Source organism: Ruegeria sp. CDSC054 (assembly GCF_059610645.1).
Genome location: NZ_JBXWOA010000001.1, coordinates 224,718 through 245,276, shown reverse-complemented (window position 1 = coordinate 245,276; position 20,559 = coordinate 224,718). Strand labels below are relative to the sequence as shown.

At 57.6% G+C, this 20,559-nt stretch carries 15 protein-coding genes and 1 tRNA gene; 5 read left to right on the top strand and 11 right to left on the bottom strand.

What is annotated here, in order from left to right:
• Positions 1-53: 53 nt before the first annotated feature.
• Positions 54-1,871: a translational GTPase TypA gene (gene typA, locus AC2FGC_RS01165; protein WP_496722944.1), complete on the top strand. Its 1,818-nt coding sequence runs from the start codon at positions 54-56 to the stop codon at positions 1,869-1,871.
• A 437-nt stretch (positions 1,872-2,308) separates the two neighbouring features.
• Entirely contained in the window at positions 2,309-3,058 is a 750-nt protein-coding gene (locus AC2FGC_RS01160; RefSeq protein ID WP_496781308.1) for a hypothetical protein, read from the top strand.
• A 145-nt stretch (positions 3,059-3,203) separates the two neighbouring features.
• Here the strand turns inward: AC2FGC_RS01160 and AC2FGC_RS01155 are convergent, their stop codons facing one another.
• From AC2FGC_RS01155 to recA, 4 genes are all read right to left on the bottom strand, one after another.
• Positions 3,204-3,827, bottom strand: a complete 624-nt coding sequence (locus tag AC2FGC_RS01155) for a transglutaminase-like cysteine peptidase (RefSeq protein WP_496727097.1) — start codon at positions 3,825-3,827, stop codon at positions 3,204-3,206.
• A gap of 366 nt (positions 3,828-4,193) precedes the next feature.
• On the bottom strand, positions 4,194-4,481 hold the full coding sequence (locus AC2FGC_RS01150; protein WP_472723800.1) for a DUF1330 domain-containing protein: 288 nt from the start codon (positions 4,479-4,481) through the stop codon (positions 4,194-4,196).
• Between the two features lies 1 nt (position 4,482).
• On the bottom strand, positions 4,483-7,152 hold the full coding sequence (gene alaS / locus AC2FGC_RS01145; RefSeq protein WP_496727098.1) for an alanine--tRNA ligase: 2,670 nt from the start codon (positions 7,150-7,152) through the stop codon (positions 4,483-4,485).
• Between the two features lie 246 nt (positions 7,153-7,398).
• Complete coding sequence (gene recA / locus AC2FGC_RS01140) at positions 7,399-8,466, bottom strand: recombinase RecA (RefSeq protein WP_170557243.1); 1,068 nt, start codon at positions 8,464-8,466, stop codon at positions 7,399-7,401.
• A gap of 192 nt (positions 8,467-8,658) precedes the next feature.
• Between recA and AC2FGC_RS01135 the strand changes: the two genes are divergently transcribed.
• Complete coding sequence (locus AC2FGC_RS01135) at positions 8,659-9,252, top strand: sulfotransferase family 2 domain-containing protein (RefSeq protein ID WP_496727099.1); 594 nt, start codon at positions 8,659-8,661, stop codon at positions 9,250-9,252.
• Here AC2FGC_RS01135 and AC2FGC_RS01130 read toward each other — a convergent pair whose 3' ends face one another.
• The 3 genes from AC2FGC_RS01130 to guaB form a co-directional block, all read right to left on the bottom strand.
• Positions 9,253-11,547 (bottom strand): ATP-binding protein, encoded by a 2,295-nt coding sequence (locus tag AC2FGC_RS01130; RefSeq protein WP_496727100.1) that lies wholly within the window; start codon positions 11,545-11,547, stop codon positions 9,253-9,255. It abuts the gene before it with no gap.
• Between the two features lie 104 nt (positions 11,548-11,651).
• Positions 11,652-12,809: an RsmB/NOP family class I SAM-dependent RNA methyltransferase gene (locus tag AC2FGC_RS01125; RefSeq protein WP_496781307.1), complete on the bottom strand. Its 1,158-nt coding sequence runs from the start codon at positions 12,807-12,809 to the stop codon at positions 11,652-11,654.
• 83 nt (positions 12,810-12,892) lie between these two features.
• Positions 12,893-14,341, bottom strand: coding sequence for an IMP dehydrogenase (guaB, locus tag AC2FGC_RS01120; RefSeq protein WP_496764808.1), 1,449 nt, complete (start codon positions 14,339-14,341; stop codon positions 12,893-12,895).
• Between the two features lie 217 nt (positions 14,342-14,558).
• Here guaB and AC2FGC_RS01115 point away from each other — a divergent pair, with 217 nt between their 5' ends.
• Both AC2FGC_RS01115 and AC2FGC_RS01110 read left to right on the top strand, forming a co-directional pair.
• Positions 14,559-16,601, top strand: coding sequence for an ASKHA domain-containing protein (locus AC2FGC_RS01115; protein WP_496781306.1), 2,043 nt, complete (start codon positions 14,559-14,561; stop codon positions 16,599-16,601).
• A 23-nt stretch (positions 16,602-16,624) separates the two neighbouring features.
• Entirely contained in the window at positions 16,625-17,482 is an 858-nt protein-coding gene (locus AC2FGC_RS01110) for a class I SAM-dependent methyltransferase (protein ID WP_496764805.1), read from the top strand.
• Between the two features lie 66 nt (positions 17,483-17,548).
• Here AC2FGC_RS01110 and AC2FGC_RS01105 read toward each other — a convergent pair.
• The 4 genes from AC2FGC_RS01105 to AC2FGC_RS01090 all read right to left on the bottom strand — a co-directional run bounded on the left by AC2FGC_RS01105 (position 17,549) and on the right by AC2FGC_RS01090 (position 20,330).
• Positions 17,549-17,622, bottom strand: a tRNA-Gly gene (locus AC2FGC_RS01105).
• Between the two features lie 387 nt (positions 17,623-18,009).
• A complete protein-coding gene (locus AC2FGC_RS01100; protein ID WP_058271694.1) occupies positions 18,010-19,071 on the bottom strand; it encodes a methyltetrahydrofolate cobalamin methyltransferase in 1,062 nt (353 codons plus the stop codon).
• A gap of 9 nt (positions 19,072-19,080) precedes the next feature.
• A complete protein-coding gene (locus tag AC2FGC_RS01095; protein WP_496764802.1) occupies positions 19,081-20,007 on the bottom strand; it encodes a methylenetetrahydrofolate reductase in 927 nt (308 codons plus the stop codon).
• Between the two features lie 26 nt (positions 20,008-20,033).
• The gene (locus tag AC2FGC_RS01090) at positions 20,034-20,330 is read right to left on the bottom strand and encodes a virulence factor (RefSeq protein WP_496764798.1); all 297 of its coding nucleotides are present in this window, start codon (positions 20,328-20,330) and stop codon (positions 20,034-20,036) included.
• Between the last annotated feature and the right edge of the window lie 229 nt (positions 20,331-20,559).

Sequence of the window (20,559 nt, the reverse complement as noted above, 5' to 3'; positions counted from 1 at the left end):
CAGTCAATCCGCGTTATGCGCGCGGCAACTTCCCGTTCAAAGGCTGACCTCTCATGGACCTGCGCAATATCGCAATCATCGCTCACGTGGACCACGGTAAAACGACCCTGGTGGATGAGCTGCTCAAACAATCCGGTGCGTTCCGGGAAAACCAGGCGGTGGCCGAACGCGCCATGGATAGCAATGATCTGGAGCGCGAACGCGGCATCACCATCCTTGCCAAAGCGACCTCGGTCGAATGGAAAGGCACCCGGGTCAACATCGTTGACACCCCCGGCCACGCCGATTTCGGTGGCGAGGTTGAGCGGATCCTCAGCATGGTCGACGGTGTTGTCCTGTTGGTGGACGCCGCCGAAGGCCCGATGCCGCAGACCAAATTCGTGACGTCCAAGGCGTTGGCGCTGGGCCTGCGTCCCATCGTGGTTCTGAACAAGGTAGACAAACCCGACGCTGAACCAGACCGCGCACTTGATGAATGCTTTGACCTGTTCGCCAACCTCGGCGCTGACGATGACCAGCTGGACTTTCCGTCCATGTATGCCTCGGGCCGCTCGGGCTGGGCGGATATGGAGCTGGACGGGCCACGCAAGGACCTGACCGCCCTGTTCGATCTGATCGTCGATCACGTCCCTGCCCCAAAGCAGGTCGAAAACAAAGATGAGCCTTTCCGTATGCTGGCCACGACACTGGGCAGCGATCCGTTCATCGGTCGCATCCTAACCGGTCGTGTGGAAAGCGGCACTTTGAAAGCGGGCGACAACCTCAAGGCGCTGAGCCGTGATGGCACGCTGATCGAAAACTTCCGCGCGTCGAAAATCCTGGCGTTCCGCGGACTGGCCCAACAGCCCATCGACGTGGCCGAAGCAGGCGATATCGTCACCATCGCAGGCATGAGCAAGGCAACCGTAGCCGACTCGCTGGTTTCGCCGCAGGTTGACGAAGCCCTGCCCGCACAGCCCATCGATCCGCCAACCATCACCGTGACCTTCGGCATCAACGACTCGCCGCTGGCCGGTCGGGACGGCAAGAAAGTTCAGTCGCGTGTTATCCGCGACCGCCTGATGAAAGAGGCCGAGTCGAACGTTGCCATCCGCATCACCGACACACCCGGCGGCGAGGCCTTCGAGGTCGCTGGTCGCGGCGAATTGCAAATGGGCGTTCTGATCGAGAACATGCGCCGCGAAGGGTTCGAGCTCAGCATCTCGCGCCCGCAGGTTCTGTTCCGCGAGGAAGACGGCCAGCGCATGGAGCCCATCGAAGAAGTCACTATTGACGTCGACGATGAATATTCAGGCTCGGTGATCGAAAAGATCACTGGCGCGCGTAAAGGCGAACTTGCCGAAATGCGCCCGGCCGGCGCTGGCAAGACCCGTATCATCGCGCATGTACCGTCGCGCGGGTTGATCGGATATCACGGCGAGTTCCTGACCGACACGCGCGGCACCGGTGTTCTGAACCGTGTGTTCCACGGCTGGGCGGCCCACAAAGGCCCGATCCCGGGTCGTCGTGCGGGGGTTTTGATCTCGATGGAAAACGGACAGGCCGTGGCATATGCGCTGTGGAACCTGGAAGAGCGCGGCCGGATGTTCGTTGCTCCGCAAACCGACGTGTATCAGGGCATGGTCATCGGTGAACACTCACGCGATAACGACCTTGAGGTGAACCCGCTCAAAGGCAAGAAACTGACCAACGTACGCGCCAGCGGTTCCGATGACGCCGTCCGCCTGACACCTCATATCCAGTATTCCTTGGAAGAGGCGATTGCCTATATCGATGATGACGAACTGGTTGAGGTCACTCCAAACGCCATTCGACTGCGCAAGCGTTATCTTGACCCGCACGAGCGGAAACGGATGGCAAGATCGGCCTGAACCGGTCTGTGACACTGTTTACATAATCTAAACAATGTGGCGTTCGTGGTAAAATTACTTCTAGAATTACCATCTAAATCAAAAGAAAGCCCGTCGTACTGACGGGCTTTTTCTTATGTTTTTCATACAGTTTCACCAATAGGTTGCAAATCTACCGGCGTCTATCGCTGTTACTCGACCAACAAATCAGGCAATATACGGAAGTATTTTTGTCCAAACTGTGGCACAATTACTTTGTTAATAGGTGTTGGTAATGAGTTTAAAGGAGTAGCGCTATGCGCGTAAGATCCCGTTTATATTCGTTTGTATTTTTATCCGCGACATTCCCACTGATGGCAACAAGCGCGGCTCATGCGGCTGAAGTTTGCAAAGTTAAAACAGCCCGGCAGTCTGTATCCACCGAAACGCTTTGTAGTTGCAAAGTCGTCGACAAGCGGATGCTGCGCTACATTCAGCGCCGGGCCGACTTTGAGGATATCTTGGCCCGCACATCGCAAGCCTGTCCTCTGTTCGCAGCGATTTTGACTGATATCCCGACGGCAACCGTTGCAAGGAACCGAACCAGCGACGGCGATGACAGAAGCTCTTCAAGTGGTAACAACGGTTCGTCCGAAAGCAGCGGCGGTGCCGGAGTATCCGGCACAAGTGGTGAATCCGGCGATGGTGGTGATGGCGGCAGCGGCAATGGCGGCGGCAACGGTGGTAGCAACGACGGTGGCAACGGTGGCGGTAATTCCGGCAGCGGTGACGGCAACGGCGACAGCAATGGCGGCGAAAACTCCGGCAGCGGTGATGGCAATGGCGGTAGCAACGGCGGCGGTAACTCCGGCAGCGGCGACGGCAACGGCGGCAGTAATGGCGGCGGAAACTCCAGCAGCGGCGATGGTAACGGTGGCAGCAATGGCGGCGGTAACTCCGACAGCGGCAGCGGTAATGGCGGCAGCAATGACGGTGGAAACTCCAATAGCGGCGACGGCAATGGCGGCGGCAATGGCGACGGCAACGATGGCGGTGGCAGCGACGGAAGCGGTGGCGGTGCCGGTGGTGGCGGCGCCGATGGCAGCGGTGGCGGCGACGGCGGCGGTGGCAGCGACGGCAGCGGCGGTGGAGCCGGTGGCGGTGGCAGCGACGGAAGCGGCGGCGGTGCCGGTGGCGGCGGCGCCGATGGCAGCGGCGGCACCCTCTGACGCGATCAACCGCAAAGCAGCCTGAAATTTTTGGCGACGCCTTGAAAAACGCCGAAAACGTCTCGACGTTCGGCCTGACAAACAAAGGGGCGACTATCGTGTCGCCCCTTTTGCCATGCATAGCCTGATAGATCAGTCGATATTTTTAACTTCTTCCGTACACACCAACCCAATGGCTGGGTTTCGCCGGATCCTGCATCCGAAGGAACAAATACCGCGTGGCCGACCAGGGTTTGATCCGGTTGGTCAAATTGTCCAGCACCAAATCGCCCTGAGCGGAGCGATAGACAAGAACTGCATGTGCATTTCGGCGCGTATCCAACACTGTCGCAATCAGCAATTTGTTTGGATCAACGCCTGCCCTGATCAGATCTCTTTTCTTCAAAAGAGCAAAATCCTCGCAATCCCCGCCGCGCGTTGTCGGCAAAGCCCACCGCTCGGTGGTGCGATATTGCGTCTGATCCGTAACCGCGCGCGTCGTTGCGTTGACCTGACGGTTGATCCGCTCAATGATCTGCATTTCCTGTTGGGACGTCATGCGTACTGACGTCTTGCTTGAGCACGCCCAAGCGTACTGTCGGCACAACTGCTGCGCACCGGAAGGCGGAGGGGACGCCGCAAGAGTACGGATGAAGTTGCCCTCGCTCGCATCCGCCTGAGACGCGAAAACCGCGGCCCCGTAAACCAAAGCAGCAATCCCCACTGCCCGACCTGAAAATGTCTTCAACCGCCCGAGAGCGGCCTTGAGTCCGATATCTTCCGATTTCATGCCCGTACCTCGATCTATGTCTACGCAACGATTGACGACAAGCAGGACCGTATTCGATTAGAAAAACCTAATGGTAAACGGTAGCGCTTGTACAATCTTTGGCGAAAGTGAAGGGGAAAAAAGGCGGAAATTCGTCACTCAATATGACCATTTCGCGCAGGAATTGAGAAAAAAGCGCCACAATCTAGGCGGGAAGATACCTAATAACTCTCATTCCAATAAAATAAGATACTGGAATCACGAAGATTCCGATTGGGTGGAAAACTGCCACAATACGGTTCACTTCACTTGTGAACAGTTCGGCTGAATTTCGCCCATGAATGGATCTGATTGGCAGGAAACCCGCCGATCAGACTTGGCTTATTCTTATTCGGTAATTTCTACAACCACCAGTTCACGCTCACTTGCGCCGCGCGCGTGGTCCAGGGCCTGCTGGTACTCCGGTGAATTATAGCACTCGACCGCGGCCTCGACGGACGGAAACTTGGCGACCACATTGCGCGGACGCTCTTTGCCTTCCAGTTGGACATAACGTGCAGCGCGGGCAATAAACGCCCCGCCGTGCTTGGCAATCGCAGGCCCTGCGAGTTCTGCGTATTTCGCATATGCGTCCGCATCCGTCACGGTGACGTGAGCAATCCAGAGTGCTGCCATCTTATCCTCCCAAAACCTGTTCTGCGGCCTTGATCGCCGCATCTGCGTTCGACGCGTCCTTGCCACCGCCCTGCGCCATGTCGGGGCGTCCACCGCCGCCCTTGCCGCCCAGTTCTGAGACGGCCGCACGAACCAGATCGACTGCCGAAACCTTGTCGGTCAGATCGGCCGTCACACCGGCCGCAACAGCAGCCTTACCGCCCGCATCCGCGATCAGCAGAACGGCGCCGGACCCCAGACGGCTTTTGTGCTCATCAATCAACGCCGGCAAGTCCTTGCCCGATACGCCGTTCAGCGCCTGCGCAAGGAAGGCGACCCCGTTCACCTCACGCGCTTCGCCGCCACTCTGCCCGGCCCCGCCGGCCATGGCCAGATCGCGGCGCAGCTGCGCCACTTCGTTTTGCAGCGATTTGCGTTCGTCCAACAGTGCTTTGACACGGCCGACAACGTCATCTGGCTGCGCCTTGAGTTCCGATGCGATCTGACCCAGACGCTGATCCTGCTGGGACAGATGCCGCAGCGCCTCGTCACCGGTCAGAGCCTCGATCCGGCGTACGCCCGCGCTGCTGGCGCTGTCGCCCAGAACCACAAAAGTACCGATGTCACCAGTCTGACGTACATGGGTGCCGCCGCACAGTTCAATCGACCAGGTCTCGCCATCCTGACCTTTACCGGTCGGAGCTTTGCCCATGGACACGACACGGACTTCGTCGCCGTATTTCTCGCCAAACAGCGCCTGTGCACCCAGTTCGCGCGCATCATCAGGGGTCATGATCCGCGTTTCGACAGTCGAGTTCTGACGGATGAAGTCATTTACATCGCGTTCGACCTTTTGGATCTCTTCCGCGCTCAGCGCCTTGGAATGGCTGAAGTCAAACCTCAACCGGTCAGCCGCGTTCAGCGAGCCGCGCTGTGCAACATGATCGCCCAACGTTTCACGCAACGCCTCGTGGAGCAGGTGCGTGGCCGAGTGGTTTGCGCGAATTGCCGTGCGCCGCGCATGGTCGACCTCAAGCTCGACCGCGTCACCTTTGGACAAAGCGCCCTGATCAACGGTCACTTTGTGGGCATAGATTTTGCCATCAGCGAATTTTCTGGTGTCTTCGACCCGCGCCATGTCATCGCGTTCTTCCAAACGCCGGATTTCACCAGTATCACCGATCTGACCGCCAGCTTCGCCATAGAACGGTGTCTGGTTGACAATCACCCAGCCGGATCCCCCTTTTTCAATTGTGTCGACCAACGCACCGTCAACCACCAAAGCGGCAATCTGCCCTTCGGCCTTTTCCGTGTCATAGCCCAGAAAATCCGTAGCTCCGGCAGTATCCAGCACATCAAACCACACTGCCTGATCTGCAGCTTCACCCGAACCAGCCCATGCAGCACGCGCCTTGGCTTTTTGTTCGGCCATGGCAGCGTCGAACCCGTCCGTGTCCACGGAACGACCCTTTTCGCGCAGGGCGTCCTGCGTCAGGTCCAGCGGAAACCCATACGTGTCGTACAATTTGAATGCCGCATCACCCGGAAGTGCCGCGCCCTCGGGCAAGCCTGCAACTTCATCATCCAGGAGTTTCAGACCACGATCGAGGGTTTGCTTGAACCGCGTTTCTTCCAACAGGAGCGTCTCTTCGATCAACGGCTGCGCCTGTCCCAACTCGGTGTATTGCGCGCCCATCAGCTGCACCAGGCTTGGCACCAGCTGATACATAACCGGATCTTTCGCCCCCAGAAGATGCGCATGACGCATTGCGCGACGCATGATCCGGCGCAGCACATAGCCACGCCCGTCATTGGAAGGCATCACGCCATCCGCGATCAGGAAGGATGTCGCGCGCAGGTGGTCCGCAATTACCCGGTGGTGCACATTCTGGTCGCCATAGGGATCAACCCCGGTGGCATGAGCAGACGCTTCGATCAATGTCTTGAACAGGTCGGTGTCATAGTTGTCATGGCTGCCCTGCAGCAGCGCGCCGATCCGTTCCAGCCCCATGCCGGTGTCGATCGACTGCATGTCGAGTTCGACCATCGAGCCGTCTTCGAACTGCTCGTTCTGCATGAAAACGATGTTCCAGATTTCGATGAACCGATCGCCGTCTTCGTCGGGCGATCCCGGAGGCCCACCCCAGATGTGATCGCCATGGTCGTAGAAAATTTCCGTACACGGTCCACACGGACCAGTCGGACCCATCTGCCAGAAATTGTCGCTGGTGGCGATGCGGATAATCCGGTCTTCGGGCACGCCGACCTTTTTCCAGATTTCAAACGCCTCGTCATCCGTGTGATACACCGTTGCCAGCAGGCGGTTCTTGTCGATACCGAATTCCTTGGTGATCAACTCCCACGCAAAAGGGATCGCCTCGTGTTTGAAGTAGTTGCCGAACGAAAAATTGCCCAGCATTTCAAAGAAAGTGTGGTGACGTGCAGTATAGCCAACGTTATCGAGGTCATTGTGCTTACCGCCGGCGCGCACGCATTTCTGCGCCGTCGTGGCGCGCTGATAATCTCGGGTTTCAACGCCGGTGAATAGGTTCTTGAACTGCACCATGCCCGAGTTCACGAACATCAAAGTCGGGTCATTGCGCGGAACCAGCGGGCTGGACGCGACAATTTCATGCCCCTGTTTGGCAAAATAATTCAGAAAGGTTGAGCGGATTTCGTTTAGCGTGGGCATATGGCTCTCTCGGCGCGCAATCTCAGTGTTCTGAATTGGTTTATCCCCGTCCCCAAAGATAGTCCACAAAGATAAATCGGCCTTCTTTTTGTAGGGCTAGAAAACCTGTCAACAAGATCCGTACACACCAATAATACAAGATAACCGTATGCAGAACGAGTTAAGGCGGCCACGCGGACCGCCTTGTTTGGAGTATTCTCAATTTTTGCAAAACCGAGGGATTTCTGCAGCCCCCGACTGCTTCCCTTATGCCTCGAGGATGTCGTCTTCCTCGGCAGAACCGGGCGGCATGTCGAACTCAAGACCATGCGCGGCGCGAATCTTGTCTTCGATATCCAGCGCAATGCGGCTGTTGTCGCGCAGGTATTGTTTGGCATTCTCACGCCCCTGCCCGATCCGTTCGTCACCATAGCTGAACCACGAGCCCGATTTTTCAACCACGCCAGCCTTGACGCCCAGATCCAGCAACTCACCCATCTTGCTGATGCCTTCGCCATACATGATGTCGAATTCCACCTGCTTGAAGGGCGGCGCCACCTTGTTCTTGACCACTTTGACGCGCGTCTGGTTGCCGACAACTTCGTCGCGGTCCTTGATCGCGCCAATGCGGCGAATATCCAAGCGAACCGAGCTGTAGAATTTCAGCGCGTTCCCACCGGTCGTGGTTTCGGGGCTGCCAAACATTACGCCGATCTTCATCCGGATTTGGTTAATAAAGATCACCATGCAGTTTGAGCGGTTAATGGAACCGGTCAGCTTTCGCATTGCTTGGCTCATCAATCGGGCCTGAACGCCGACGCTGCTGTCACCCATATCGCCTTCCAACTCGGACTTAGGCGTCAATGCCGCAACCGAGTCGACCACAACCATGTTCACCGCGCCCGAACGAACAAGCGTGTCGGTGATCTCTAGCGCCTGTTCACCTGTGTCAGGCTGCGAGATCAGAAGCTCATCCAGATCAACACCCAGTTTGCGGGCATATTGAGGATCCAGCGCGTGTTCGGCATCCACGAATGCACACACCCCGCCGCGTTTTTGCTGTTCCGCTATGCAATGCAGTGTCAGCGTGGTCTTACCCGAGCTTTCCGGGCCATAAATCTCGACGATCCTGCCCATCGGCAGACCACCGATTCCCAGCGCGATATCCAAACCCAGTGATCCGGTCGAGCTTGCGTCGATGTCTTGCTTGGAATCCTCACCAAGCTTCATGATCGACCCTTTGCCGAACTGCCGTTCGATTTGCGCCAGCGCGCTATCAAGCGCCTTTTGCTTGTCTGCGTTTTTCTTGTCGCTCATTGTCAGAAGATCCGCCATTGTCCTGTCGCCTTCTCTTTTGTCACACCCATGATCGGGCGGCAATCACTGCTTTGTTCGCCTCTTGTTCCTTATGGGACCAAAAAGAGAACATTTCAACTAAAACTTACAATACTTACTGTTCGGCAATTGTGTTAAAGAGTCGTTTACGCCAATCTGCGACTACAAAATCAAGCTGCGAAGGGCGAATAAATGCTTGTTTTCTATAAAGAACGCCTTGCGTTTCTGGCAGTTCCAAAAACAGGCAGCACGGCCTATCACACCGCCCTAAGCGCGCGGGCCGACTTTGTCGTCACCGGCCCGCCCGAATTGAAACATGCGCCTGTTCGCCGTTATGATAGGTTTTTTCAGAACATTTTTCGCAAAATGTATGACACCGAAATGGAAATCATGGCCGTCGTGCGCGAACCTATCGACTGGCTCGGCAGTTGGTACAAATACCGCAGCCGGGACGACCGCATCGGGCATCCGCATTCAACCCGCGACCTGAACTTTGATGATTTTGTGCAAGGTTACATGCAAAACCCCCGCCCGGAATTCGCAGATGTCGGCAGTCAAAGCCAGTTTTTCCGCACCCGTAACAACGGTTTCGGTGCAACGCATGTTTTTAAATACGAAAATCAAGACAAGATCCTGAACTTTCTGCAGGACCGGTTGAACATGGAAATCACCCTGCAGCGCGAGAATGTCTCACCAAAGCGCGACCTATTCTTGTCGCCGCAAACGGAAAAGAAGTTCCGCAAACACCACGCCGCCGAATTTTCCTGCCACGAAACGGCGCTTTAGTCAGTTTAGTTGGTTAAACACAGCCTGGGTCAACTGCGTCAGAGAGAACGGCTTGGGCAAAAAGGTGGAATTCGCAACCTCGGGGCCTGAATCACCAAAGGCGCCTTCGGTATAGCCAGACATAAAGATCACCCGCACGTTCGGTCGGGTCTCCATCGCTTTGCGCACCCAGGTTGGCCCGTCCATGCCGGGCATGACCACGTCTGTCACGAAAGCATCCACATGCACCGACCCATCCTCCAGCAGGTGCAGCGCCTCTTCGGCGGATCCGGCTTCGAGCACGGTGTAGCCCTTCAATCGCAATGCACGTGTGGCAAAGGCCCGAACCGGGGCCTCATCCTCGACCAGAAGAACCACGCCTTCACCCTGCCGGGACGTTGGGTTTTCCGGAAGGCTGGCGATGTCCTGATCAATTTTCTGCGGTGCGGTTGAAACCGGCAGATACACGGTAAATTCGGTTCCCTTGCCCTGAATGCTATCGACAAAGATGAACCCTCCGGTCTGCTTGACGATGCCGTAGACCGTCGACAATCCAAGACCGGTCCCCTCACCGGTGCGCTTGGTCGTATAGAATGGCTCAAACACTTTTTGCAGCTTGTCTGCGGGAATGCCTGTGCCGCTGTCGATCACTTTCACGGTGACGTATTCGCCGGGTTGAACCGTTGCACGATCCCGCCGGAACGGTTCGGTCAGAGAAATAACCTCAGTCTCGATGCGCACCTCGCCACCTTCGGGCATCGCGTCCCGTGCGTTCACAACCAGGTTCATAAACACCTGTTCGAGCTGCCTTTTGTCTGCGCGCACAGGCTTCAGGACGGGATCATGGCTTAACGTCAGGCGAACCTTTTCGCCCACCAAGCGGTTCAAAAGATGGATCAGGTCGGAAATTGTGTCGCGCAGGTCCAGAACCTCGGGCTGCAAAGTCTGCTTTCGCGAGAATGCAAGAAGTTGACTGACCAACGCCGCGGCCCGGTTGGCGTTCTGGTTGATCTGAACCAGGTCACCATAGTTCGGATCATTCTGATCATGCCGCAGCAGCAATAGATCGCAATGCCCCGAAATCGCAGTCAGAAGGTTGTTAAAATCATGAGCCACGCCGCCCGCCAATTGCCCGACAGCCTGCATCTTTTGCCCCTGCACAAACTGAGCTTCCAGTGTCTTCAACTCGGTCGCATCATTCAGGACGGCGATCAGACAAGTCTGTCCCTTGCACGTCACTCGGTTCAGTGTGACTTGCACGAAAACTTCTTTGTCCTGACGTGACAGGCGAAGAAATTCCGACCGGGGAACGGCATTCTCTTCGGTCTCGGTGCGGGTCAACCAATCCAGGATGGGATAGCCGAGCCCGTGCATGATTTCGGCCACGTTCGACTTGCCCCGCTGGATCTCTCCGATCAGCTTGATCGCCATCCGGTTCGCATCCAAAATTTCGCCTTCGGGGGACAAACACATAACCGGCACGGGCAGTTCAGCGAACGGGGCATCGCCCCCGGATGGACCCGCAGTTTTCATCGGCAACAAAAGCAGATCACGCACAGTGCCCGAGCGGGACAGCTCGGACACGGTCACAGGCACCCGCCCGTCCGAAGTTTCAACCAGCGAGATTTCACCCGGTTGCGGGATGTCATTGGGAAATATCTTACCCATAACGTCGGGCCTGTTACCGATCATGGCCTCTGCCATTCCGTTCACGCGCAGAATTGCCCCGTTGCGACCCTCTGTCAGCACTGGAACAGGGGCGTCATCCCATTGCCCGCCTTCAATTAGATGAAACCGCCAGCAGAACACATCCTGCCCCACGCTGAAAACCGAGATCGGGATTGTCGAGCCAACGGTCACGATATCTTCGCGGGCGCGTTCGTGGATTTCTGCGATGGATTGCAGGCGCAGCAGGATCGCTGCGGGGTTAGCGAATTTGGATTTCAGGCAATGCTGCAATCGCGCACCCGGAAAAGCATTTATCTGCGCCCTTGCCCGCGTGTTCGCGCTCAGAATATCGCCATTTGCGTTGGCGATCACCGTCGGACACAAGTCCTGTTCGGTGAAGACGGCCATCACTTCTGCCGAATTGCGTGCCGTCCGTTCGGCCGTGAACCCCCGAAAAACAACAAGAAGACCGGCGGATAACAGCGAGACGCCAGCAACAACAAGCCCCGTATTCCAGGCGGTCGGTAACACGTCTGTCAACGGTGTTACGCTCAGCAATGTGCCCAGAACAACGAGCGGTACAAGGCGCGAGAAGGCCGGCGTTTTTCGCGAGGTCGGTTCAGAAAAGATCTCTGCAGTGTCGGACATTAACAACTCAGGTCAAAAGGCTTTGTCACACTCAGCCCGAATTTGGTTAACGCCCCCTTAAGGATAGCGAAAACATCTACCTAGGGTTGTTATGCAATGACACACTATCGCGTCAAGTGCGACGTAAAGAACCCGTCTGCACCGTGTGTCACAAGCCACGACTTTCGCAGCGTTTCGGTCCAGTCGGGATTCAGTTTCAGAAATCCGTCGACAATGTCGCCGTTTTCATCATCCAACATGGAACAGGTCGCATAGGCCAGAATTCCACCCGGTCCAACCAGTTGAGCGGCAGTATTCAAGATGTCGGACTGTAATGCATTCAGCGCGTTCAACCCTTCTTCGGACAGAACCCATTTACCTGCCGGGGCACGCCGCCACGAGCCGCTGCCCGAGCATGGCGCATCCGTCAGGACAATATCGAACGGCGCCTGACGGGCCACATCTTCCGGCTGCAGGCAGGTAACACGCACACCGGCCCGTTTCGTCCGCGTCGGCAGATCGCGCATGCGCCCTACGTTCACATCATGCGCAAAGACCTCGACACCCGAATGGGCCGCCAGAGCCAAGGACTTGCCGCCACCGCCTGCGCAATAATCCAGAACACGCAGACCTGGCTGGAGATCGAGCGCTGCGACCACGGCTTGGCTGGCTGCGTCCTGCAATTCAACCAGACCTTCGGAATAAGCGCGGCTTTGGGCAATTTTCCGGGCCCCTTCAGTGACCTCTAGGGCGGTTTCACACGCCGGATGGTCCTGCGCGCTGATCCCATCAACGGTCAAAGCAGCAATCGCACCAGCACGATCGGTTTTGGCAAGATTAGCACGCAAATGAACAGGTGCACGGGTTTGCAATACCTGTGCCGCCGCCTCTGCCTGATCCCCGAGCGACGTTTGAAAGCGCGGCCAGAGCCATTCGGGGATGTCGCACCGCTCGGCATCCGAGCTGAACGCGCGCGGTGCATCGGCGGCGGTTAACGGCTCTGGCGTATATCGTTCGCCTGTAAACAGCGCCTCTGGATCACCGCCGGTTGACCGGATCGAACCGATCATCAACCCGCGCCCGGTTTCTGCCCCGCCCAAGGCCGAGAAGGACCGTTTGCAACGCAGCGCTTCGAAAACGTGATCGCGCACGGCGGCCCGGTCTTTCGAGCCAGCAAACCGGCTGCGGCGCGCCCATCCTGTCAAAGCCTTTTCAACCGGTGCCCCTGCGAGGATATCATCAAGGATTTCAATCGAAGCCTGAACACGCGCTGCTGGGGTCATAAGATATTTCCGATTTCTCTGCCAAACCCAAAAAACGCAAAACGGCGCCCGCGTTGGAGCGCCGTGCTGCAAACTCTGTTGCGTCACATTACCCGGTAGTTCGGGCTTTCACGCGTGATCTGAACGTCATGCACATGGCTTTCTTTCAGGCCAGCGCCGGTGATTTTGACGAAGTTACAGTTCTTGCGCATTTCTTCGACCGTTGCACAGCCGGTATAACCCATCGCCGCGCGCAGGCCGCCGACCAGCTGGTGAACTACTGCACTGGCCGATCCCTTGTAGGGCACCTGCCCTTCGATCCCTTCGGGAACCAGCTTGTCGCTGGCCGCGTCTTTCTGGAAATAGCGATCCGCCGACCCGCGTGCCATGGCGCCAAGGCTGCCCATACCACGATAGGATTTGAACGAACGGCCCTGGTACAGGATCACCTCACCCGGGCTTTCATCCGTTCCCGCGATCATCGAGCCAACCATTGCACAGGACGCGCCTGCGGCAATGGCCTTGGCGAAATCGCCTGAGAATTTGATGCCACCATCGGCGATGACCGGAACATCTCCGGCAGCCGTCGCGCAGTCCATGATCGCTGTCAATTGGGGTACGCCGACGCCTGCAACCATCCGGGTTGTGCAGATGGAGCCCGGCCCTATGCCAACCTTGATTGCATCCGCACCGGCATCGATAAGCGCCTTGGTGGCCTCGCTCGTCGCTACATTGCCCGCAATGATCTGGACCTCGTTTGAGAGTGTCTTGACCCGCCGCACCGCGTCCAGAACGCCCTGCGAATGCCCATGAGCAGTGTCGACCACGATGATATCAACGCCCGAATCCACCAACTGTTCGGACCGTTCGAAACCAGAATCACCAACAGAAGTCGCCGCAGCGACCCGCAGGCGTCCCAGCCGGTCCTTACAGGCGGTCGGGTTCAGCACGGCTTGCTCGGTATCTTTCAGGGTCAGCAGGCCTGTAAGCTTGCCCTCACCATCGACCACCAGCAGTTTTTCGATCCGGCGGGCTTTCATAAGGCTCTTGGCCTCTTCCAGATCTGCAGGTTCCTGCAGCATCGCCAAATTGTCCGATGTCATCATCACGTGAACCGGCGTCTCGTCCGAGGTCGCAAAGCGCATGTCGCGATTGGTCAGGATACCCACGACGCGCCCGCTTTCATCGACGACCGGGAAGCCGGTAAAGTTATAGCGCTGCACCAGCGCCTTCGCGTCCGCCAGCGTTTGGTTCACGCTCAGCGTGACCGGGTTGTACACGATGCCCGACTCAAATCGCTTCACGCGACGAATCTCTCGGGCTTGCTCTTCGACCGTTAGGTTCTTGTGAACAACGCCGATACCGCCTGCCTGCGCCATTGCGATGGCCATGCGCGCCTCGGTCACCGTGTCCATGGCCGAGCTGAGCAGCGGGATGTTCATCGTGATTTCACGCGTCACACGCGTGGTCGTATCCGCCGTCGCCGGCAGCACCGACGAGGACGCCGGAACCAAAAGAACATCGTCAAAGGTAAGTGCCTCACGAATCTGCATCTGTTAACCCCATGCAAAAGCCCGTTTGGCGGTGACCCTATTACATGGATTTAACCTAAGGAAAAGCCCCTGACCTAAACTAGTTTGTCGTTGCGGGCAGATGCCGCAGCAAAAAACGACGCTAGACGTACAAAACGTGCCGCTGATTGGCCTTTCACTTTGCGCACAAACCCATATCTTGCGCGACATACGCGCGAATACAAAAGGCAGGCCAAACATGACCACCGACCCCCTTGTCGTCTTTACCCCGTCGGGCAAACGCGGGCATTTCCCCGTGGGTACTCCGGTTCTGACCGCTGCACGGCAGTTGGGTGTTGATCTGGATTCGGTCTGTGGCGGTCGCGGGATTTGCTCGAAGTGTCAAATCACGCCCAGCTATGGCGAGTTTCCCAAGCACGGCGTGTCCGTCTCCGAAGGCGCATTGAGTGAATGGAACGCGGTCGAACAGCGCTATGACGACAAGCGCGGTCTGAAGCCGGGTCGTCGCCTGGGATGTCAGGCGACAGTCCAAGGCGACGTTGTGATCGACGTCCCACCCGAAAGCCAGGTCCACCGTCAGGTTGTCCGCAAAGCCGCCGCAGCGCGAGCCATCACAATGGATCCGGCGACACGGCTGTATTTCGTTGTGGTAGAAGAGCCGGACATGCATTCGCCCACTGGGGATCTGGAACGGCTTGAACGCGCCCTGCGCGAGCAGTGGAACATTGAGGCCGTCACCGCTGACCTGTCCCTGATGTCCAAACTGCAACCCGTTCTGCGCAAAGGCAAATGGGAAGTCACGGTCGCCGTTCACAAAGGCCACAAGGACGAGGTCGCCCGCGTGGTCGAAATCTGGCCCGGTCTGCACGAACATGGGCTGTACGGACTGGCCATCGACCTCGGCTCAACCACAATCGCGGCCCACCTTACCGATCTGGAAAAAGGTGAGGTCAAGGCGTCTTCCGGCCTGATGAACCCGCAGATCCGCTTTGGCGAAGACCTTATGAGCCGCGTGTCCTATTCGATGATGAACCCCGGCGGTGATCAGGAGATGACCAAAGCCGTGCGTGAGGCGATCAACGATTTGACCACCTCAATTTCTGAGGAAGCCGGGATTAGTTCCGAACTGATCGTGGAAACGGTGTTCGTCTGCAACCCGGTGATGCACCACCTGCTGCTGGGACTGGACCCGGTTGAGTTGGGTCAGGCCCCCTTTGCTTTGGCGACCTCGGAAAGCATGTCCCTGCCCGCGCGTGAGATGGACCTGACAAATATGAACTCGCGCGCACAGGTCTATATCCTGCCCTGTATTGCGGGCCATGTCGGCGCCGACTGCGCCGCGGTGGCGCTGTCAGAAGAACCGGGAAAATCCGAAGACCTTGTGCTGATCGTGGACGTGGGCACCAATGCTGAGATCTTGTTGGGTAATACCAGCCGCGTCTTGGCGTGTTCCTCACCCACCGGCCCGGCATTCGAAGGCGCGCAGATCAGTTCCGGCCAGCGTGCCGCACCCGGCGCTATTGAGCGCATCGAAATCGACCCTGTCACCAAGGAACCGCGCTTTCGCGTGATCGGGTCCGAAAAATGGTCCGACGAGGAAGGTTTCGATCAAGAGATTGCCACAAGCGGCATCACCGGCATCTGCGGCTCGGGCATTATCGAAGCTGTCGCCGAGATGCGCATCGCCGGGCTTTTGGACGAGAGCGGCCTGATCGGGTCTGCAGACCAGACCGGCACGCCTCGTTGTGTACCCGAAGGTCGCACCCACGCCTATCTGATCCACGACGCCAGCGCCGAGGGCGGTCCGCGCATCACGGTTACGCAGGGCGATATCCGCGCCATCCAGCTGGCCAAATCCGCGCTCTATGCCGGTGCACGCCTGTTGATGGATGAAATGAACGTCGACACGGTGGATCGCGTTGTGCTGGCCGGGGCGTTCGGCGCGCATATTTCGACCAAGCACGCGATGGTTCTGGGTATGATCCCCGATGCGCCCTTGAACAAAGTCTCAAGTGCAGGCAACGCGGCTGGCACCGGCGCGCGGATTGCCTTGTGCAACATTGGTGCCCGGTCCGAGATTGAGCGTGTCGTACGCGAGATCACCAAGGTCGAAACGGCCATCGAGCCGAAATTTCAGGACCATTTCGTCGCCGCAAATGCCATCCCGCACAAGACGGATCCGTTCCCGGAATTGGCGCAGGTGGTCACTCTGCCCTCGCCCTCCTTCAATGCCGGTGGCGGAGAAGAAGGCTCTGGTCGCAGACGGCGCAGGCGGTCATAGTCACTCCTGACAAAGGGGGCGGCATGCAAATCGCAAACGAGGAACAGGCTGAATATTGGGGGAAATCCCCGTCCGGAGCCAAATGGCTGACCTATGAGGACCAGCTGGATCAACTGATGGCCCCGGTCCTTGATCTGGTGCTAGAACGTGCCGGATTAAAACCCGGCATGCGTGTTCTGGATATCGGCTGCGGTACGGGCGCAAGCGCGATCGCCGCCGCACATGCCGTGGGGCCAGATGGCCATGTTCTGGCTGCCGATGTCTCGCAGCCATTTCTGAACCGCGCATCGGCACGGGCATCCGATGCCGGATCGCAAAACATCACGTTCCAGTTCGCCGACGCCCAGACCTACGCCTTTGAAGCAGCAGACCGAGACGCCATGATCTCGCGATTTGGGGTCATGTTTTTTGAGGATACGGTTGCCGCCTTTACCAACATTACCCGCGCGCTTAAACCCGGCGGCACGATGACCTTTGCCGCCTGGGGGCCATTGCCCGAAAACCCATGGTTCAGAATGCCCCATATCGCGGCCACGGAACGGCTGGGCACGCCGCCCAAGGTCGACCGGAATGCACCGGGCCCCTTGGCGTTTCATGATCGTGAGCGTGTTACCGGGTTGCTGGAAAAGGCAGGTCTAAGCAATATTCGCGCCGATTCTGTTAACCTGATGTTGGACTTTCAAGGCTCTTTGCTGGATTGCGCCGCCCTATGCACCCGCGTTGGCCCCGCCGCCCGTGTTATTACCCATTTCGACGGTAACCCCGACGACGTGACTGCGATCCAACACGCCGTCGCCGAAGCGTTTCACCCCTTTGCCAAAAATGGTGCGGTGCACATCCCGGCTGATATCAACCTATTTCAGGCGCGTCGCCCGGAGTAAATGACCACAGACACAACCACACCCAAAGCGCTGATTTCTAAGCTTTTCCGATGACAAATTGAGTTCTGGAGCGGGTAGCGGGAATCGAACCCGCGCGTTCAGCTTGGGAAGCTGACAGGCTACCATTACATCATACCCGCCGCGTTTTTCACCGATATCACCAGAGGCTTATCGACTTCAAGAACCCATCATCGGAAAAGCGGCACCGCCTTGTTCCGTCCTGACACACCCCATCCTTCGAACAGGACATCGCACCTGGTTCCGTGAAATAGAAATATCTTCTGCCTCAACGCCAGTTGCGCTTGCAGATCGACCAGCTCCACGAAGTATTCTTTTTTTCCAAACGCTTGCTTAAGTCAGAGTCTGCCTGTGTTGGGCGACGATGTTGGCTCATCTTCGTACGTGACGGGTATCGCGATATCGCCACTAATCTAGCGATCTTGTCAGGTTCCGGCGGCGATCAGCACCAATACGAAAAAAGGCCGGACACATGGTCCGGCCTTTGTTCACTGGAACAAGTGATTGGATCAGGCGCGACGACGACGCCCGCCACCACGACGACCACCTACAGCGCCCGCTGCGCCGGCCTCTTCCGGGGATTTGTTGAACCGAATCCACTCGCCACCATGCGGGTCATTATTGGTCAGCAGGTTGGCGGCACGGATGGCTTCCATTTCCTTACCGGCGCGCGGTTTGGTCGAACCCAGACCGAACAGCTGACAGAAGGTTTCGTCATCCATGTCCGCAGGCAGAATGATCCCCTTGGCTTCGACCTCGGCCTTTTTCTCGGCCAGCTTTTTGGGACCCACAGGCAGCGCCACCGGGTTCATGATTGCCGACGTCATGCCTGCGCCCATTGCCATCGGCAGGAACGCATTGTTGATGCCGTGGCGGTTTGGCAGACCAAAGGACACGTTCGAAGCACCACAAGTGGTGTTAACGCCCAGTTCTTCGCGCAGGCGACGGACTAGCGCAAAGACCTGCTGACCAGCGGTTGCCATCGCGCCGATGGGCATCACCAGCGGGTCAACTACGATGTCATGCGCCGGGATGCCGAAATCGGCGGCCCGCTCAACAATCTTCTTGGCCACTTCGAAGCGCACATCGGGATCTTCGGAAATACCGGTGTCATCGTTCGAGATCGCAACAACCGGCACGTTGTATTTTTTGACCAGCGGCAGAACCAGTTCCAGACGATCTTCTTCGCCGGTGACCGAGTTCAGCAACGGGCGGCCCTCGGCAGCTTCAAGACCAGCTTCCAGTGCGCCGGGAACGGACGAGTCGACACATAGCGGAACGTCAACCAGACCCTGCACCAGCTCGACGATCTTACGCATCAGTGGCGGTTCGGTCTCGTTCGGGTTGGGGTTCGAGTTGTAGACAACGCCCGCATTGATATCCAGAACGGTCGCACCGGCCGCAACCTGCGCAATGGCGTCCTTTTCAACGGTTGAGAAATCGCCGGCTTCCAGCTCGGCCGCCAGTTTCTTACGGCCCGTCGGATTGATCCGCTCACCGATCACGCAGAACGGTTCGTCAAAGCCCAGAACGGCAGTTTTTGTTTTTGATTCTACGACTGTACGCGTCATGTCCGTTCCTTAGGAGTTTACAGGCTTTGCCGAAGCGCCGCCGTTATTGATGGCCCAGTTGGCGTTGGTCTTGATGCCGCCAAGCGGGAAGAAGTGTACATTGGTGATGTTGAAATCCGGGTTGGCCGCTTTGTGGTTGGCCAGTTCGGTGATCACATCGGTCGGCTCATAAGGCAGCAGCAGCTTCGACACATCCATCGCACGCTTTTGCAGGACCTTCAGCGACGGGCCAACACCGCAGGCGATGGCGAATTTGATTAGGGTCTGCAGCTTGGCCGGACCCGCGATACCAATATGGATCGGAATATCAATACCAGCTTCTTTCAGACTGTCGGCCCATTCGATGATCGGTTTGGCTTCAAACGCAAACTGCGTTGCCAGCGCCATTTCGGCATTCGTGGTTTCGCTGAATTTCTGCTTCCAGCGCAGGGCGTCGTCGACATTCTTCGTCGAGCCGTCGGGGTCGATGTCCTTGTTGCCCTCGGGGTGACCTGCGACGTGCAGGCGCTTGAAACCCGCCTTGTCGAACAAACCGCTTTCCAGCAACTGCATCGAGCTGTCGAAATCGCCGTGCGGGTTGGTAACACCACCGGCCAGCAGCAATGCCTGATCAACGCCCGCCTCGCCCTGATACATGGAAATCCAGTTTTCCAGCGTGGCGGCGTCCTTGATGATCCGCGCAGGGAAGTGCGGCATCACCGGATAACCTTCGTCAGCGATCCGCTTGGCGGTCTTGACCATATCCTCGATCGGAGTGCCTTCGATATGGGCGATGTAAACGCGCGTGCCTTCGGGCAGCAACGCGCGGAAATCTTCGACCTTTTCGACGGTGCGCGGCATCACCTCGATCGAATAGCCTTGCAAAAAGGCTTCGACGGTCGGGTTTACAGGGCCGTTTTCGACCGCATCACGTTTCTTGAAGTTCAGCAAAGCCATTGCGGCCTCCCATAGATGTCTCGGGCTCAAGCCCAACCGTCATTGGAGATCAGGGCTTTGATGCGGTCCTGATCGTATTCCGTTTCCAAACGCGTGGCTTCGGCCTCGGCAATCTCGGACGGGTCGCCGTCGACTGCAAAGGGGGCCGCCTTGCGCCATTCGGCCAGATAGGCATCGCTGTCCTTGGCGTTCACCTTCATGGCCGCGCGGTCGATGGCTTGTTCGAACCGTTCCTCTAATTGCCGCTTAGCGCCACGACGGCCTTTGCCGACGATGACTTGGGCGGGAATATCGCGCCAGTAAACAATGGTGACGTCAGGCATTGCGTTTGATTCCTCCTAACCAGATGGACCGGTTCTAAACGTCTATGTGGGGGCAAGTCGGTCGATTTTCGACACAAGGCGCATTTTCAGCGACGTTTTTGCCCGCGATGGGATACCAGGGTTGTAACGAAGACTGAACCAAACGCGCATATCAAAATTCTCATCACTTTAATGAGCGTCTTGCACGACGCACACGCCCGACCTATGGTCGGGGTAACTCGAAAATCGG